The 17,728-nt window shown below is 54.6% G+C and carries 8 protein-coding genes; 5 read left to right on the top strand and 3 right to left on the bottom strand.

Annotation, left to right across the window (positions count from 1 at the left end):
* Window positions 1-3 precede the first annotated feature (3 nt).
* From rarD to SH467x_RS21880, 4 genes are all read left to right on the top strand, one after another.
* Entirely contained in the window at window positions 4-900 is an 897-nt protein-coding gene (rarD, locus tag SH467x_RS21895) for an EamA family transporter RarD (protein ID WP_482369219.1), read from the top strand.
* A gap of 33 nt (window positions 901-933) precedes the next feature.
* Complete coding sequence (locus tag SH467x_RS21890; RefSeq protein ID WP_482369218.1) at window positions 934-5,157, top strand: neutral/alkaline non-lysosomal ceramidase N-terminal domain-containing protein; 4,224 nt, start codon at window positions 934-936, stop codon at window positions 5,155-5,157.
* A 101-nt stretch (window positions 5,158-5,258) separates the two neighbouring features.
* Window positions 5,259-6,890 carry an AMP-binding protein gene (locus SH467x_RS21885; protein ID WP_482369217.1) on the top strand — a complete coding sequence of 544 codons (1,632 nt, stop codon included), beginning with the start codon at window positions 5,259-5,261 and terminating at the stop codon, window positions 6,888-6,890.
* A gap of 148 nt (window positions 6,891-7,038) precedes the next feature.
* Window positions 7,039-7,965 carry a rhomboid family intramembrane serine protease gene (locus SH467x_RS21880; protein WP_482369216.1) on the top strand — a complete coding sequence of 309 codons (927 nt, stop codon included), beginning with the start codon at window positions 7,039-7,041 and terminating at the stop codon, window positions 7,963-7,965.
* A 33-nt stretch (window positions 7,966-7,998) separates the two neighbouring features.
* On the opposite strand, the gene SH467x_RS21875 is transcribed toward SH467x_RS21880, so the two are convergent.
* Window positions 7,999-10,344, bottom strand: a complete 2,346-nt coding sequence (locus SH467x_RS21875) for an alpha/beta hydrolase family protein (RefSeq protein ID WP_482369215.1) — start codon at window positions 10,342-10,344, stop codon at window positions 7,999-8,001.
* Window positions 10,345-10,528: 184 nt separating this feature from the next.
* Here SH467x_RS21875 and SH467x_RS21870 point away from each other — a divergent pair, with 184 nt between their 5' ends.
* A complete protein-coding gene (locus SH467x_RS21870; protein WP_482369214.1) occupies window positions 10,529-14,173 on the top strand; it encodes a secretin N-terminal domain-containing protein in 3,645 nt (1,214 codons plus the stop codon).
* A gap of 1,144 nt (window positions 14,174-15,317) precedes the next feature.
* Here the strand turns inward: SH467x_RS21870 and SH467x_RS21865 are convergent.
* A complete protein-coding gene (locus SH467x_RS21865; protein WP_482369213.1) occupies window positions 15,318-16,175 on the bottom strand; it encodes a BON domain-containing protein in 858 nt (285 codons plus the stop codon).
* A 260-nt stretch (window positions 16,176-16,435) separates the two neighbouring features.
* Window positions 16,436-17,539, bottom strand: a complete 1,104-nt coding sequence (ald, locus tag SH467x_RS21860; protein ID WP_482369212.1) for an alanine dehydrogenase — start codon at window positions 17,537-17,539, stop codon at window positions 16,436-16,438.
* Window positions 17,540-17,728: the final 189 nt, after the last annotated feature.

The raw sequence follows: 17,728 nt of genomic DNA, 5'->3' as shown, positions 1-17,728 counted from the left end.
GGAATGTTTGGAATCAAAGCGGGGTATTGGCAAGCCATCTGCGCGTATGCGCTTTGGGGGATATTCCCTCTCTATTGGAAAGCACTTCGGCATGTGAATCCTCTGGAAGTCATCTGCCATCGAATCGTTTGGTCGTTGCTCACCCTGGTGATCTTGGTAACGGTACTGCGGCAGTGGCCAAGTATTCGGGAGGTGGTGCGCGATGTGCGACGCATGCTCCTTTGCAGCCTCGCAGCGGTGCTGATCAGTATCAACTGGTTGGTGTTCATCTGGGCGGTGAGCAACGACTATGTCATTGACAGCAGCTTGGGTTATTTCATCAATCCACTCCTTACTGTCATGTTGGCGGTGGTCCTCTTTCGCGAAAGGATCACGGGAATGCAGTGGAGTGCGATCCTGCTCGCATTTGCAGGCGTGGCAATCATGACCGCCGATGGCGGACGTTTCCCGTGGGTCGCATTCCTCCTCTCTACCTCGTTCGCCAGCTATGCGGCAGTGAAAAAGAAAACCACCTTGCCTGCCATCTCCGGGCTGGGAATGGAGACTGCGATCCTAGCGCCAATCGCCATTGGCCTGATCGGTTACTTTCAGTGGTCCCAAGGCACGGCGTTGGAGCGTTCGGATGGGGACTGGGCACTCTTGGTGCTGGGAGGTCCCATCACGACCCTACCCTTGGTCCTGTTTGCGTCTGCTGCAAAGTCGGTTCCGCTGGTCGCGATGGGGATGCTGCAATACGTGGGACCGACCTTGCAGTTTTTGATCGCCAAAATCCTCTTTGGCGAGGCTTTGAGTCCAGGGAAATGGGTGGGGTTCGTGTTTGTTTGGATGGCTCTGTTGCTCTTTACCTGGGGAACGATCCTTTTAGAGAAACGGAAAGCGGCCAAGGCGGTGATGGGTTAGAATGCGTCGGTCCCTTTCCTGAAGGAAGATACGATGCTTGATTCCCACCCGCGACTGGTCTGTCGCTCCCGCCTCGCCGTTGCGATTTCCCTCCCCCTCGCTTTATCGGTGCTGCTGCTTGCCCTGGCTTTCTCTCCGTCCGGTTCCCTCGCGGCGGAGAGTTGGATTGCCGGTGCTGCCAAAGAAGAGATCACGCCAACGGAGTCGGTCCGCTTGAGCGGTTACGCAGTCCGCTCGCAGTCGACTTCTGCCGTAGCCGATCCGTTGTACGTGCGAGCCCTCTATCTGGAGCACGCTGGTAGCAAACCGCTGATGCTCGTCTCCTTGGACGCGATCGGAATCGCTCCCGCGATGACCGATCAGATCACCAAGTACGCAGAGCAGGAGTTCCAAATCGCGAGAGCCGAAATTGCGCTCTGCACGACCCATTCGCATTCGGCTCCCCATCTCGAAGGCGCGATCACGAATCTCTACACCGTCCCTCAATCCCCCGAAGAAGTCGAGGCGACCAAGCGTTACACGGCGATGGTCGTGGAGAAAACCAAAACGGCCATGAAAGCGGCTTGGGAACGCAGAACTGCTGCCGCCGTGGAGCATGGCGAGGATCATGCAGGTTTCGCAAAAAATCGCCGCAATGTGAGGTCCGCGTCCGTCGCTGGTTCCACCGAATCCAACGACGGGCCTGTAGACCAAAACGTAAGGATTCTCAAAGTCACCAAGAACGATGGCAGCCCGCTCGCAGTCGCGTTTCAATACGCCTGCCACTGCACCACGATTTCACCGGACTTGAACCAAGTCAGCGCGGATTGGGCAGGACTCGCGGCCTCTGCCATCGAGACGGACTGGAAAGGGGCTATCGCCCTACCCATCATTGGAACAGGCGCTGATGCGAATCCCAATCCGCGGGGAAGCTATGAAAACGCACAATCCCACGGGAAAGAACTAGCCGCTTCCGTTCTGCGTGGCCTTCATAAAGAATTGAAACAAGTCCCTGCACCGACGACTGTCACCTTCGCATACACAGGTCTCGAGTTTGAACGGCCCAGTCGCAATAAGCTGCAGGAGATGCTGGAAAGCAAAACCTACCAAGAAAGAAATTTTGCGAAGACGATGCTGGACATTCTTACGAAGAAAGACCGCATCCCCGAGTCGTATCCAGCTCCTGCGCATCTCTGGACGTTTGGCAACGAATTGGCTTGGGTCTTTCTCGGCGGTGAAGTTGTTGTCGATTTTCAAATGCGATTCGAGCGGGAATTGAATCAATTCGCCCACGTTTGGGTCGCAGCTTACACCGATGACGTTTTTGCTTATGTCGCCTCGGAGCGAGTCCGTTCCGAGGGAGGCTACGAAGTGGACAGTTCCATGTTGTATTACAACCAGCCTGGCCGATGGGTATCGGGAACGGAAGATAAATGGGTGCGAGCGGTGCTCGATCTACAGCGCCAAAAGCGATCGATGGAGCGACCACTCTCAGCAGAAGAAGGTTGGCGAAGTATCCAAGTACCAAAGGGATGGCGAGTGGATCAGCTGGCAGCCGAACCGTTGGTCGAGGACCCTATCAATGTGAGCTTTGGACCCGACGGCCGAGTTTGGATCGTGGAAATGGGGGATTATCCCAGCGGGGGCGAGCGACGGGGGCGCGTGAAGTGGCTGCGCGACAACGACGGGGATGGCAAGCTCGATGAGAGCCATGTCTTCTTAGATAATCTGGATTTCCCTGCGGGTGTGCAAGCTTGGCGGGATGGTGTTATCGTCGCCTGCGCTCCTGAAGTTTTCTTTGCACGCGATCGAGATGGCGATGGGACGGCCGACGAGCGCACCACCATTCTCTCCGGTTTCCCCGAAACCAATCCACAACACCGTGTCTACGGTTTCACCTACGGATTGGACCATCGCCTTTACTTTGGAGCGGGGGATGGTGCGCGGGATGTTCTTCTTCACAAACTGGACGGATCGACCGAGACCGTTTCCGTGCAGGGAGTCGATCTGGCACTGGATCCCGATCGACGAACCTTGACACAAGAGTCGGGAGAGACACAGTTTATCCGCAGCCAAGACGCGTGGGGGAACTGGTTCGGCAATAACAATAGCCACCCGATCTATCATTTCACCATCGACCGATTCTGGAAAGAAGGGAATATCCCCCTCCCCAGATCGCTTTATCAATACGTCACCAACCCACCTAGCACGCCACAAGTCTTCCCTCTCAGCCAGCCGCTCGATCGCTTCAATGACCCTTACACGGCGAATCGCTTCACCTCGGCATGCAGCACGATCTTTAATTCGAGCCCAGGTTCGGGTGACAGCATGCAAGGGGCTGCGATCGTTTGCGAGAGCGTGCATAATCTTGTAGCCCGATTTCAAATGAAACCAGATGGGATCAGTTTCAAAGCAAATCGATTCCCCGAAGACGCGCAATCGGAATGGATCCGTAGCGATGATCCTTGGTTCCGACCCGTTCGCGTTGTCAATGCGCCGGACGGAACCGTGTGGGTCGTGGACATGTACCGTCGCGTGATCGAACATCCCACTTGGATTCCCGAGGAATGGCTTGCGCGTCTAGACGTCCGAGCAGGGCAGGATCGCGGGAGAATCTATCGTGTCTTTCGAGAAGATTTTAAACCGTCTTCGCTTCCAAATATCCAAGGATCGAAACGATCGACATCGGACTGGATCGGCCTCCTGGGAAGCGACAATCAAGCCATCGCGGAATTAGCTCAGCAACAAATGCTTTGGTACGCCGAGGAGCGGCCTGAACTAAAGGGGCAATTGAAAAAGGACCTGCGTTCGGCGGCGAGCCCCAAGGCACGGCTTCGTATTTTCAACATGCTCCATTACCTTGACGCTCTGGATGATCAGGATTGGGAGACCGTTTTAACGGCTCCCGAATCGGGGCTTGTCGATTACGCGCTCCGTACCATAGCAAGGGAAAAGCTTGCCTCTCCGGGAATCGACGCATCGCTCCAACTCTTATGCAAGCGGGAAGATGTGTTGAGTTCGCCCAGTCACACGAAACACTTGTTCCTCGCTTCGCTACGAAGTCAAAGGATAGAGCCAAAGCAATGGGCCGAGTTGCTAACGTTGCATGCTAACGTAAGCGGCTGGGATACTTTGGCAATTTTTGTACCCGAGGATCGAGTCGATGCGCTGACCCAAGCCTTGCTAGATCGTTCGGAAGTGTCATTGACCAAAATCGTGGATCGATTGATGCCACGCATTTCGAGTCGCATGCAATTGGGGCTTGTGGATACCCTCCGCACCTCCCGAGGGGAGCGTCCCGCTTGGCATTATCTCATCGCACTTCGGAATCTCGCAAATCAAAAAGATGCACCGCAGGAAGATAAAGATCTCTATGTGCGATTGAAGATGGATGCCAAAGATGCTTTGCACTCCAACGCACTGAGTCGCGATACACGGTTGGCAGCCCTTGATTTTTATTGGAACGCCCTTTCCGAATCCGAAAGCAAGGAACGGGAATCGCTTCTCCTGCTCGCCTCGACCGATTCCGACCCATCGTTCTCCGATGAAGTCCTAAGCCGACTCCTTGATGTCGGCGAGAGGTATTGGAGTTCGATCGTTCGGCAATCGAGCTCGCAAGTCGATTGGGGGCAGAGGGTGGCGTCTACGTTTTTGGCAAAGCCCAAGTCGGCGGTCTGGTGGCTCGACCGCGCGATCGCTCGCGAAGTTTCGGTAGAGCAGATTCTTCCAAGCCAAATTGAGAGGCTCCGAGAGCAACCGGATCCTGAAATCAAAAAGCGTGTTCTCGCGTTGTTCGGTTCGGATGATCGGACCAATCGCCAAGAGATCATCGTCTCCACGTTGAGCCAATGGCCCAAGGAAGCCGATCGCGAATCGGGCAAAGCCCTTTTCCTACAACATTGCGCCGCTTGCCATGCGGAAAGGGAAATAGGAGGGGATAAGATCCCCGCAATCGGACCTCCCCTAACGGGCTTGAATCATTGGACCAATGACGCATGGGTCACGTCGATTATCGATCCAAGCCGTTCGGTGGATACCAAGTACAAACGGGTCAGTTATCGGACCGAGGACGATGAAGTCATTTCGGGATTGAAAGTCCGCGAGACCGACCAGTCGATTGAGATCATCGGAACCGACGGTCGTATTCGAGCGATCGAACGGGGCCTTATCGCAGAGGAAAAGGAATCCAGTTTGTCACTCATGCCAGATGGTTTCGAAAAATCCCTCGATGCCCAGCAAATCGCGAATTTGATCAAGTATTTGCGCAGCTCGGAATAAAATCTGTTCTCGGGAGAAAGGTTACCATCTGGCATTTCGATCCCGGAAATGCGATATATTGCTCCGCGCCCCATCTTCCTCACCTGTTGAAGAGTTTTTTTATGTCCAAGCCGGCAATTTCGGTCACACCACACGATCAACCTTGGGACTGGAATCTTTTCAAACTGTTCATTCGTCGCTGCCGTGAAAAAGGTGCCAAGAAGAAGATCTCCGATTCCACCGGGATCTCTCTCTCTGGAAATGATCTGCTCCTCAGGACGTTGGTCCTCAAACGAGTCCTGGAAAGAGAGGCTCTCGAACGCGATGAAAAGTTTGTCGGAGTTCTATTTCCTCCAACGGTCCCAGGAGCGGTCGTGAACCTTGCCCTGGGGTTGGGACGCCGCGTGGCTGTCAATTTGAACTACACCGTTTCGGAAGGGACCATCAATAGCTGTATCGAGCAAGCTGGGATCAAAACGGTTCTCACCAGTACCAAAGTCATCGAAAAGTTTGGGATCAAGCCCAACGCGAAACTGATCTACCTCGAAGATATTCGAGAGAAAGCGAACATGGGGGATAAGCTCTCGGCACTTCTCTATGCACGCGTCTTGCCCTCGTTCATGTTGGATCGAAAACTCAAACTCAATGATTGCAAACCGGACGATTTGCTAACCGTGATTTTTACATCGGGATCGACGGGAAACCCGAAAGGCGTCCCCTTGACCCTTCTGAACGTCGCTTCGAATGTCCAAGGCTTTGACAAGTACATTCGCGTACTTGAGAGCGATGACTTTTTGGGCATTCTTCCTTTCTTCCATTCGTTCGGTTTCACCGTAACGCTCTGGGGGGCACTGACCCTTCCTTCGTCGGCTTCCTACCACTTCAATCCATTGGAACCACGGCAAATCGGAAAGCTCGTTCAAACCAATCGCTCGACGGTCCTGCTTGGTACGCCGACGTTCTTGCGCAGCTACATCCGCCGCATCGAACCTGAACAATTCAAGTCGTTGGAGGTAGTCGTTGTTGGCGCCGAGAAAATGCCAGCGGACTTGTTCGGCGCGTTCGAGAATGTCTTTGGAATCCGACCCACCGAGGGATATGGAGCGACGGAAACAAGCCCAGTTGCTTGCGTGAATCTGCCGCGTGGCCGCGCACAAACCAACGACCGTGACGGCGGTCTCCGCGAAGGCTCCGTGGGACGCCCTATTCCAGGGGTATCCGCTCGCGTCATCTCGCTCGATGATGGCCACCCCCTGCAAACCATGGAAACGGGGATGATCCAGATCAAGGGTCCGAATATCATGAGCGGCTATCTCCATCAACCGGAGCTGACCGCAAAAGTCATCCACGACGGTTGGTACACAACCGGTGACGTAGGATACATCGACGAAGATGGTTTTGTGTTCATCACCGGTCGACAAAGCCGCTTCTCCAAGATTGGCGGCGAGATGGTACCGCATATCCAAGTCGAGGAAGCGATTCTTCAGATCGTTGGAGACAACGAAGGGGTCTTAAACGTCGGTGTCGCTGGAGTTCCGGACCAAAAGAAAGGAGAACGCCTCGTGGTGCTGCACACTGAGATCTCGAAGACGCCGGCCGAGATCTGCAAAGAGCTCTCCAATATGGGGCTCCCGAATTTGTTCATCCCTGCCCCCGACAGTTTCATTCGCGTCGACGCCATCCCAATCCTTGGAACAGGCAAGCTCGATTTACGAGGTCTTCAACAACTCGCTCGCGAAAAAGCTGGCGATTAACCAAGTTCGAAGGCGATGGAGATGAACAGACTAGGTTCGTAACATCGCCGAAATAGCCAAGCACCATTGGACAACCCATCATGCCCGAAGCATTGCATCATTCGTTACCAGGCGATACACCGACGTTCAAATTCGGGGGAGATCGGTCATGAACGATACAGTGACAAACCAAGATGCTCCACCTGAATTGGAACCGAGCTCGAGCTCCGCTTCGATTCTGTCATCTTGGGTGACCGGCGTCAGTTGCTTGATCTGTATTGGGATCTTTCTTGGGCTTGGCTCGGCGGAAGATGCGAACGTATTGGACCGCCTTTCCCGATTCGGGTATTTGCCTGCAAACTCGATTTGGAACGGTCAGTATTGGGCATTGATTACGTCCGCCTTCGTGCACCTCGAGATTTGGCATCTGGCTCTCAACGTTTATTGGCTTTGGGTCCTCGGTAGTCGACTGGAACGATCCATTGGTTCGCTGCTCTTTCTGTTGTTTTTCGTCGCGTCCGCCTTTGTCAGCTCGGCATTCGAATTGGCACTCTCGGATTCGACGGGAATTGGTGCTTCGGGAGTCGTCTATGCGTTTTTCGGGTTTATGTGGTTGGCGCGAGGCAAGTACCCATTGTTCGAAGAAGTCCTATCGTCCAATACCATATGGTTGTTTGTCGGATGGCTTTTCATCTGCCTTGCGTTGAGCCTCGCCCAGATTTGGGAGGTGGGTAATGCTTCCCACTTCTCCGGCATCCTCTTCGGTGCGAGCATCGCAGCTGCATGGGTCCTACGACCTTATCGCCCCTTGGCTGTCGCGGCGGCGGGAGCTCTCTTGGCTGCATCGGTCATGTTCTGCGTTTGGTGTCCTTGGTCGATTACCTGGCTGAGTAACGAAGCGTACAAGGCTCATGCTGCGGGGCGGTATGTCGATGCGATCGAGGCTTACACACGAATCATTCAACGAGAACCCGAGTACGCGTGGGCATTCCAAAATCGCAGCTTTGCCTATCAAGCGGTCGGAAATGAAGATAAAGCCGAGAAAGACATGGAAACGGCACTCCAACTAGATCCTTCCCTCAAGGCGAGCGAATAGCCAGCCTTTTTAAGAGCCTTATGCAAATGGCATTCACGGCTTCAAGTGTTGGCGGAGGAACTCGAATGTTCCTTTGCCATGGATCGTGTGGGGGCCAGGGAACCATTCGATGCGCGCTCGGTTCGGGAGCTTGAGCAAGGCCGAATAAAGGTGATTGACTTTCGCGAATTCAGCACCGACGCGATCGTCGGGTGCGACGCCGTCAAAATGTCCTCGTTCGACCATAAAGGGGCGTGGAGCGATCAACGTTGCCATCTCGGCATAGTTGAATTTTGGCCCAAGATCGAATTCGAAGATCTCGTACTCCTTGGTCCACACATAACTGTACGGACTGCTCGTCGACGCATTCTTCCATACCCAATCGTTGAAGTCCGCAGAGCAAATGGAGAGGCAATAACTAGGGATAAGTGCTGGAATACGCATCGCACTCTTCCCTCCATAAGAAAGCCCATAAAAAGCGATTCTCTCGGGATCGATGATCGGGATAGACTTCAACCAATCCACAATAACTTCGTGTTGAGAAACCATCGTCGAAAAGAGTGTCTTTCCTAATGGATTGCTCTTCCGCTGCAATTCTCGGAAACGGTCTTCCAACAAATAAAGATTCTGGGGCGCAAAGACAATGTACCCTTGGCGTGCGAGCTGCATCGATACGTCGTGATAAGCCGGATGGTCGCCCGTGATGGTGTCATCGGGACGTCCTTCGAGGCCGTGCTGAAAGACAACACATGGACGCTTGGTCAACGCATTGGCATTGGACTTGCTGTCCGACCAAGCATTCAACGGCTCTGGTGGTAGGAGCAATTTTCCGTAGGCAAAAACGTTGTCGAAGACGTCGAGCACCACCTCATACTCTGCGATCCCGTCGATGCTCTTAAGGTATCGGCTTCGCGGATTGGGCGATCGTTTGGGAGTCTCCCAAGCTCCAATCACTTCGTTCCGAAAATCCTCGCGATAGGGAGCGATGGTGGCTTCGAACTCAGTAAGAGACTTCGTTTGCAACTGCTTCCAGTAGTCGGTTCTTTCGAGGTGTGAGCGCTCAAGAACTCGCTGTTGGTGTCGATCCCACATTTGAAGGGTTCGTTTTCGACGCTCGTCATAGGTGTGGAAAGGCTGCCAGCGAGGGATTGCTTCCGATTGCGGACTGGAATCCGTGGTGAGAAGATTCAGAAGGCGCACGAGAGCTGCCGCACTCGGTTCCCCCGCATGATTGGACTTTGGAGTTGCTGCAAGCGCGGGATCGACTTCTTGGAGGGAAGCTCCCAGTCCCCATACACCGACCAAACTCTTAGCGCGATTCCATTCCATTGCAACCTTATCGGGGGCAGGGCCATTCAATAAGCCAGGCGCTGCACCTTGCCCTGCCACGAGGACTTTCGGCCCTGGGATTGGATCGAGGATGAAGTTGCGAGGGGCAACCAGGGCAGCAAGCTCTGCGTCGCCGTGCTGCCTCAGTAATCCTTGGACATTTCGATGAATGGGCTCCCGCCAGATCTCCTCTCTCGACTGGAAATGACCCGATACGACTGTGGAATGGACACGATCATCCAACGCCGCAGTGTGCAATGCAATCCAGCCTCCTTCACCCCAACCGGCTAATCCGATCGGTGTTTCTGGGAACGTCTGTCGGATCCCATCGATCAAGGATTGAATCGACTGAACTTGATATCCAAGCGGATGACGACCCAGGACGAAAGAGGATCGATAGAGAAACTCTTGATCCGTTAAGACGGCTCGCCCTTGCCGAGCCTCCTCGGTTCGCTGAATGACTTCGGGAACAAAGACGTGCACGCCTCTTCGCGCCAACTCGATCGCGTAGGAACTGGTTTCAGGCCCTTGCCCGCAAAGCTGTTCCGGGGATTGGTCTGCATCGGGGATGGCGATCACGATAGCTTTTGGGGACCGGCCTTGCAGGGCTGGTGCGTTTGGGGTGACGCAAATTCCATAGACGATCACATCTTCGAAGACATTCCAGCAAACAGAAGAGATACCCAAGCCTGAGGTGTCGCGAGCATCATCGTGCCCAGCCCAGGGGTGCTCAATTCGTAACTGTGGTTCGGCAGCGCGGGACTCGCGAATTCCAATCCGATAGGCAAGCGATTCGCGAAGCAGCTTGGTCGCAGCGAAATACTCGGATTGCAGCTCAAGTGGAATGGCGTTTGGCGATTGTGGTTTGGGCCATGACCGGAATCGTTCCTCACGCTTTTCCCCGATCTGCCGATCGAGAAAGGTGTGGATCCCCGTGATCATCTGGTCCGCGATATCCCCGTCCATCGCCAAACCAACTGTATCGGGGAGCGGATTCGGGGGAGCCGCCCAGGCCAATCGGCAGGCAGGTAGCAAAACGAAGAAGGCGAGAATGAAAGGGATATGTCGCATGATGATCTTGGGGAGAGAATGAGGGGGATACAGAAGGTGGGGGGAGCGTGGGTTCGGAATGGTTAAATTTTAACGGCAAGGAAGTTTGTTTTGTTTGAAGTGGGTTTGCCCAAAATTCCGATCAATCGGATTGAAGCGAGCTGCGCTAAGGGCTTGCAGTCCATTCAAACGAAGGAAACGGCACGTGAAAAAGAGATTCCTCCTGAGATTTGCTAGCTACTCCGTCGCGATTCTGGCGTCCGCTACGGTTGTGACTCGCTCGACAGCCCAAACGAATCCCAGCAATCGGATTGCTCAAACAGGCACGGGCGCGGCCTCCAATCTACCGGGTGCCACCGGAGTTGTGGCATCTGCGAGCAGCGATGGCAAGCTCCAGATTTATGATGTACCACCCGAAACATCCGGGTCCCTCGCGGCTCAGCTTCAGTTGCAATACGCTGCAGAGAAGCGAATTCGCATCAGTACCGAACCCGGATCGGGTCGGCTGATGGTTTTGGCACCAGAAGGCGTTCAGCAGCAGATCGCGCAGACGATCGCAATGCTCAAAGCCCAATCGACTACGACCGCAGGTGGTTCCAAAGTACCTCCGACGATTCAGCAGTCGAATTTCCGACTGCAGAAGATCAATGCGAAGCAGTTGGAGGATGCCATCAACCGCTTGGCCGGAAACAAACTCAATGTTGTGGAGACAGGAAACGGGGTTGCTAGCCTTCGACTGTTGACTGCGAATGGACCGCAAGAGTTGATGCAGATTGAGCGGAACACCAATACTGTGAAGCTAGCAGGAACCCCTGCGAATGTTATGGCTTGGAACCAAGTCATCGCCGCAATCGACTTGGGGCAAGCAGACCCTGAGAGACCGACTCAAATCATTCCAATCAATCCTGCGACACCCGAGAGAATCGAACGCGCGGTCCAACTTGTTCGTTTCGCAAGCTACCAGCAGGATGGACAGCCTCCTCAGGAAGATGAAACCGGTGTCGCCCAATTACCAGGAAGAGGGCAGAACGATCAAGCGACCGTGATCGGTTCGCCTGACTCACTCAGCTCGGGAACGGGCCTGATCGGCGATGTCGATATCTCGTTCGTCAACGAAATGGGCTTGGTCATCGTCAAAGGTAGCAAAAAGGACGTTGAACGCGTTTTGGAAGTGATCGAGAAGATCAAGAACCAGAGCAAAGAAACGCAGCCTGACATTGAACTGGTTCCACTGCAGCACGTGAACAGTCAAGCGTTGTCGGTCATCATTAACGACATCAACACCACGGTCTTCGCACCTCGGCAAGGTCAAGTTAGCATCACCCCCTTGGGACAGCCTAATTCGCTGCTTCTCATCGGCCGAAAGGATGCGATGACCGGCTTGATCGAATTGATCAACAAACTAGACCAACCGCTCGATCCCAACAGCCAATTGAAGGTTTATAAGCTTCTGCACACCTCGTCGGTCGATGCGGAGCTGTTGATTCGAAACTTCTTCAGCGAAACGGGAACGGGGGGGACCGGTGGCGGTGGAACGACGACCAGTACTGGTCTCGCTCCTCGTATCAAAGTCGTTGCCGACTACCGTACCAACGCGTTGATCGTGCAGGCATCTCCTCGTGATCAAACCGAAGTCAGCAAGCTAATCGGTGAGATCGACGTCGAAACGTCGCCAGCAGAAAGTCAGATCCGCGTTTTCCCAATCAAGAACGCTGTTGCTTCCGAACTGCAACCTATTCTCTCGACCGCAATCAGCGGTCAAGCGACCGGTGGGGCTGGCGGACAAGGCGGAGGTCAGGGTGGTGGCAACCAGGGGGGCACTACCTCCTCAAGGGCTTCAACTCCAAGTGGAAAGATCTCGATCTCGCCCCGCGAAGGCAAAGGTCCAGATATCGAATCGGGAATCCTGGCGGGTGTGGTGATTACCACCAGCCCAAGCATCAACGCATTGGTCGTCCGGGCGCCGGCGAAGAGCATGCCTCTCGTCGCTGCCTTGATCGAGCAACTGGATCAACTACCGAGCGCTGATGCTCGTATCAAAGTTTTTCCCGTGATGAACGGTGATGCTACCAGTCTCGCGTTGACGCTTCAGCAAGTATTCGGGCTCCCTGCGACGGCAGGTACCGCAACAACCAATGCGGCCACAGTCGGTTTGCAGAACTTGGCTGCATTGACCAGCGGTGGAGATAGTTCGCTGATTCCACTTCGTGTAACGACCGATGCGAGAACGAACTCGATCATCGCCTCCGGTTCCGCATCGGACTTGGAAGTCATCGAAGCGTTGCTATACCGACTCGACGATCAAAGCGGTCAGCAGCGATCCAACGAAGTGATATGGCTGCGAAACAGTTCGGCCAATGACGTCGTGACAGCGTTGAATCAGCTGCTCAATACACAGCGACAGGTCATCACGCAACAGTTGATCTCCGGGCAGGCAATCAGTTTGTTTGAGCGAGTCGACCGTGAAGTGTTCATCGTCTCGGAGCCAGCGACCAACAGTCTGATCATCAGCGCGACTCCTCGCTATCTCCAACAGATTCGCGATGTTGTCACTCGATTGGATCGTCAGCAACCGATGATTGCGGTCGAGATGCTCGTTGCGGAAGTAACGCTCGATGACAACTTCGAAATGGGGAACGAATTCGGTATCCAGGATTCTCTCATTTTTGATCGCGGAAGCGCATCGGGTGGAACGCTAGGCACCCCGGGATTCAACACCGGTACACCTTTAAACAATACGGTGACCCGAGGTCGTCCCCAAAATGTAGCGGGACAAGGTCTGACAAACTTCTCACTTGGACGCACGAACTCCCAGTTGGGATACGGTGGTCTGGTCTTGGCAGCAGGAAGTGAGTCTGTCAGCATTTTGTTCCGAGCATTGCAGGATGCGAACCGAGTGCAGGTTCTGTCCCGCCCCAATCTTCTCACGATTGATAACAACATCTCGGTTGTGCAAGTGGGACAATCCGTTCCGCGAATTGTAGGAACGACAGCGAACCAATTCGGACAGCAACAAAACCAGATCACAGATACGCCTGTGGGCCTGATCATGCAGATCCAACCAAGAACGAACCAAGACGGTTTGATCAATATGATCGTCGCCGTCAATCGATCGAGTCTGGGGAACATTGACGATGGTGTTCCAATTGGATTTGGACCCAACGGCGAAGCGATCCTTTCGCCGATCATCAACCAGACCCTAGCACAAACACGGGTCACGGCTTACGACGGGCAGACCGTGGTCCTCGGCGGATTGATTTCCAAACTTAGATCGAGTCGATCACGTCGGATTCCCTGGTTGGCGAGCATTCCAGTCGCGGGAGCCTTGTTCCGCTTCGAATCGGAGGCGGAATCTCGATCGGAACTACTCATCGTGATGACTCCCCGTGTGATCAACTCCAATGACTCTGCCAAGATCGATATGATCAAGCAAGTAGAATCGTCCCGTATGAGTTGGTGCATGGCTGACATTCTCAACATCCACGGTGATGTCGGTTTGTCCCCAGGAAATGGACTTTGGGGACCCGCAGCGTCACCGGTGATCTTTCCGGACCTGACGCCAGCTGTCGAATTCGATCCCACCATGAACCCCAACGTCATGATGGGTGAAGCGGAGGGGGTGATTATGGAAGAACAGCCACCGGTGATGCTCGATCCTCAAACGGGGCGATCGATCCTCAAGGACGTCCCCGCCTCCAACGGGAACGGAGCGGTGACTCCCGCTGCCCCGCTGCAAAACACCTCGTATCAGTTGCCCCAAGCTGCGGGCATGCAAACGGGGGGGATTGCTCCAGCCAGCTATCGACCGTTGGGACCTGATGCGAGAATCGCGTCTCCCACGTCTCGGTAACAGAACGATGTCCCAGATTGGGGGCGTAGAAACGAAGCTGGAACACGGATCATTGCATCCGCGTTCTACGGGGCGAATGACGTCCCATTACATCAACTCAAGTCACTTGAAAACATAGCAGGGATGCAAATGCTTTCGAAAAGTACGCTCACTCCGGCAGCGTGGATCGCCCTTGGAATTGCTACTTCCTTAACTGGTTGCGCGTCGCTAACAGGCGACGCGAAATCGACGAAGAAGAAGGACGATGACAAGAGTTGGTTCTCGTTCAAAAAGAAGGAATATCAAATCCCACAAGCGATGAATGTCGTTTGGACCTACGATATTCTGTCGATCCCCGGAAAAGCTCCGACCCGTGGCTTCGGCGGTCGCTTCTATTTCTACAACGAAAAGACGCAAGCCGTTCCGGTCGACGGCGAACTGATGGTGTATGGCTTCGATGATAGTTTCGGGGTGCAGGAACGTCCCGAATTAAGTTCAGCAACCAAACGGTTCAAGTTTACCGCCGAACAATTGACCTCCCATTTCTCGGAAGGGCAACTGGGCGCGTCGTACAGCGTCTGGATTCCTTGGGACGCAGCACCTGGGGAGGAAAAGAAGATCATGCTCATACCCACCTTCGTTGCGAAAGACGGAAAGATGGTGCGAGGTGCAGCAGCAACCGTCAATTTGCCAGGTAAGGCTCGGGTGCAGCAGGATGTTAAGACCATCATGCAGGTTAATGCTCAAGTGCCGGTATCCGAGCCCGCAGCAAGCAGCCCTGTTTCCAATGCGTCTTCACAGCAACCGTTTGGCGGGACGCCCCTTGGTCATGGCGTTACGACGATCAACATGCCCCACCGTTCGGCCCAAAGACAATTGAATACCCCGGACCTTATTGCGGTCTATGAGCAAATGCAACAAGCGGCGATGGGGGCCGAGCAAAGTGGCGATGCTCCGCAAGCCTATAATCAGGATTTGATGTCCGCTCGGATGGCCGCTGCAGACCAAGCGATCGGAGAAATTGCGAAAGCATCTCAACCTGCAGCCCAAACGACAATGCAAGTTGCTTCGTTCTTCACCCCTCCCACTCAGATGCCGCTCCCCTCCACAGGGAACGGCTCCAATGTGATCAATCCATCGGGAACCTCGGTTCCCGGAGGCCCCGCTAACGGTTGGGCGTTGCCTCAATTGTCTCAGCCGGCTTGGTCAGGACTGACACCTCATTTTGGACCTGCGTCACCCCAGGCTCCAACATCACCAGCTTCTCCACCATCCTCTTATCCGACTCGGTAAGGGCTGTGCCTCGGAGAACGACGACGCCCGACTCAACGGTTGCGGAAATATTCCGCAGCCGTTCTGGCAATGGCAAACGAGCCATGCGTTCTGGGATCGTATTGAACGACGTGTTGCGCGCGTCTTGATTGAACTCAATATCGGGACGAACGACCGCCCGAATCTGACCCTTGCCATTGGCGTTGCGGCCACCTCCAAGCTGGTTGCGATTTCGACTGCCTCCCAGCCCGCCTAAGCCGCCGATTCCACCAAGCCCACCCAAGCCGCCGCCAAAACCGCCTCCCAAGCCTCCAAGCCCGCCTCCCAGGCCACCTATACCACCACCGAGTCCTCCCGCTCCTAGGGTTCCTCCCCCAAACGCGTTGGCTCCAAAAGGAGAACCTCCGGCCGGAGCTCCGCCAAATCCAGTCGTCCCACCTCCGGTTCCGCCAGCGCCTCCACTGGGCGCTCCCGATTGAGAAGGTATTCCAAACTGTGCAGCAGCATTAATCCGGCTGTACTCAAGAACCGGCGTACCGGTCACCCCAAGCCCTCCAAATGCACCTGGCAGTCGGCTCTGAGAGGCAGCTCCGCCAGTAGCTCCACCGCCTACAGCTCCCCCCCCGAATCCTCCGCCGCCGAATCCTCCCGTTTGCCCTCCGCCGAAACCACCCGTCTGGAATTGAGCGTGCGAAGCCTTCGCGCTGCAAATGGCTACGGAAAAACTCAACGCGAGAAATGTCCAACGCATGGTTCGCTTCATCTTGCGACTCCCCCGTGAAAACGTCTTAAAACCGTCGTCCTGTCATTATCTCCGAGCGAACTCGCTCAGTGCAATGCTTGCATTGCGACTTTGGTAACGGATTTCAGGATTGCTATCTGTGTATCGAAAACAACATCCGCATGCTCGACAAAGCTGTGGAAGTTGCATGCAACACGGATCAGTAAACCCGTAAGACTTGATCCGGTTTTGCGGATAACGCCGATATTGGGTCTAGAAGTGCGTCCCTTCTAGGGATTTGTTACGTACTCGAACCCAAAAGTGTTGGCGACGGCCTCGTTGGTGACCTTCCCATTGCAAACGTTGAGGGCGTCGCGAAGTGACTTGGAATTCTCAACAGCCCACGGAATTCCCTTGTCCGCAATGGTGCAGACCCACGGCAACGTGACGTTGCAAAGAGCAAAGGTACTGGTTCGCCCGACCGCTCCAGGCATGTTGGTCACGCAATAGTGGAGGACATCGTCGACCATGTAAGTTGGATTCTGGTGCGTTGTCGGCCGACTGGTCTCGACACAGCCACCCTGGTCAATCGCCACATCGATTATGACGCTCCCTGGCTTCATCAACCGAAGGTCCTCTTTGCGGACCAAGTGAGGGGCTTTGGCCCCCGGTATGAGTACAGAGCCAATAACAAGATCGGCCAGCTTCAATTCTTCGCGAATCGTATGGCGATCACTAAAAAGGGCATTCACGTTGGGTGGCATGACGTCATCTAGATAGCGAAGTCGATCCAAGTTGACATCGAGAATGGCCACGTCGGCTTGAAAACCCGCCGCGATACGCGCTGCGTTGGCACCGACTATCCCCCCTCCGAGAATCGTGATGTGCGCAGGCGCGACACCTGGTACTCCACCAAGCAAAATACCCCGCCCCATCTGAGGACGCTCCAAATACTTTGCCCCCTCCTGAATACTCATCCGTCCCGCCACTTCGCTCATCGGGGTCAAAAGCGATAATCGACCCTGCGAATCTCGAAGTGTCTCGTAGGCAAAGCACACCGACTTGGTCTGGAGCATCGCCTCGGTGAGCTTCTTGTCCGCGGCAAAATGGAAGTACGTGAAAAGGGCTTGCCCCTCCCGAATGTAATCCCACTCCGATTGCATGGGCTCTTTGACCTTCACGATCAAATCGGCTTGCTGATACACGTCGCTCCCGGATGCGACCAACTCGGCCCCTGCCTGCAAATAAGCGTGATCGGCCAATCCGGAACCCAGACCGGCTCCTGCTTGAACGACCACCTTGTGGCCACGCGACACAAGCTCCTCCACACCCACGGGGAGCATGGCGACGCGGTACTCATCCTGCTTCACTTCCTTCGGAACGCCTACGATCATGGAACGAAAAATCCTGCGATTAGAGAATGTCGTCGAAACGACTTCGTGAGTGAGAGGACAAGTCGATCAAGGCCACCAGTTTAGGGGAGTTACGTGGGACTGACTATCGGCCGGAAGGGGCGAAGAACAAAAAAAGCCCGCGACAAATCGCCTTGCCGCGGGCCTGAAAAAGCTTAAGGCCGAAACGCC

It is taken from the genome of Brakhagea slesvicensis, assembly GCF_052161625.1.
GTDB lineage: Bacteria > Planctomycetota > Planctomycetia > Pirellulales > Pirellulaceae > JBKCUI01.
Note: the sequence above shows the minus strand (reverse complement) of the source record. Positions and strands in the feature narration are given on the sequence as shown.

Bases quoted from the DNA above. Each gene is read 5' to 3' on its own strand.
- ald (WP_482369212.1), bottom strand. From the start codon at position 17,539: ATGATCGTAGGCGTTCCGAAGGAAGTGAAGCAGGATGAGTACCGCGTC.
- SH467x_RS21865 (WP_482369213.1), bottom strand. From the start codon at position 16,175: ATGCGTTGGACATTTCTCGCGTTGAGTTTTTCCGTAGCCATTTGCAGC.
- rarD (WP_482369219.1), top strand. From the start codon at position 4: ATGTTTGGAATCAAAGCGGGGTATTGGCAAGCCATCTGCGCGTATGCG.
- SH467x_RS21890 (WP_482369218.1), top strand. From the start codon at position 934: ATGCTTGATTCCCACCCGCGACTGGTCTGTCGCTCCCGCCTCGCCGTT.
- SH467x_RS21885 (WP_482369217.1), top strand. From the start codon at position 5,259: ATGTCCAAGCCGGCAATTTCGGTCACACCACACGATCAACCTTGGGAC.
- SH467x_RS21875 (WP_482369215.1), bottom strand. From the start codon at position 10,344: ATGCGACATATCCCTTTCATTCTCGCCTTCTTCGTTTTGCTACCTGCC.
- SH467x_RS21880 (WP_482369216.1), top strand. From the start codon at position 7,039: ATGAACGATACAGTGACAAACCAAGATGCTCCACCTGAATTGGAACCG.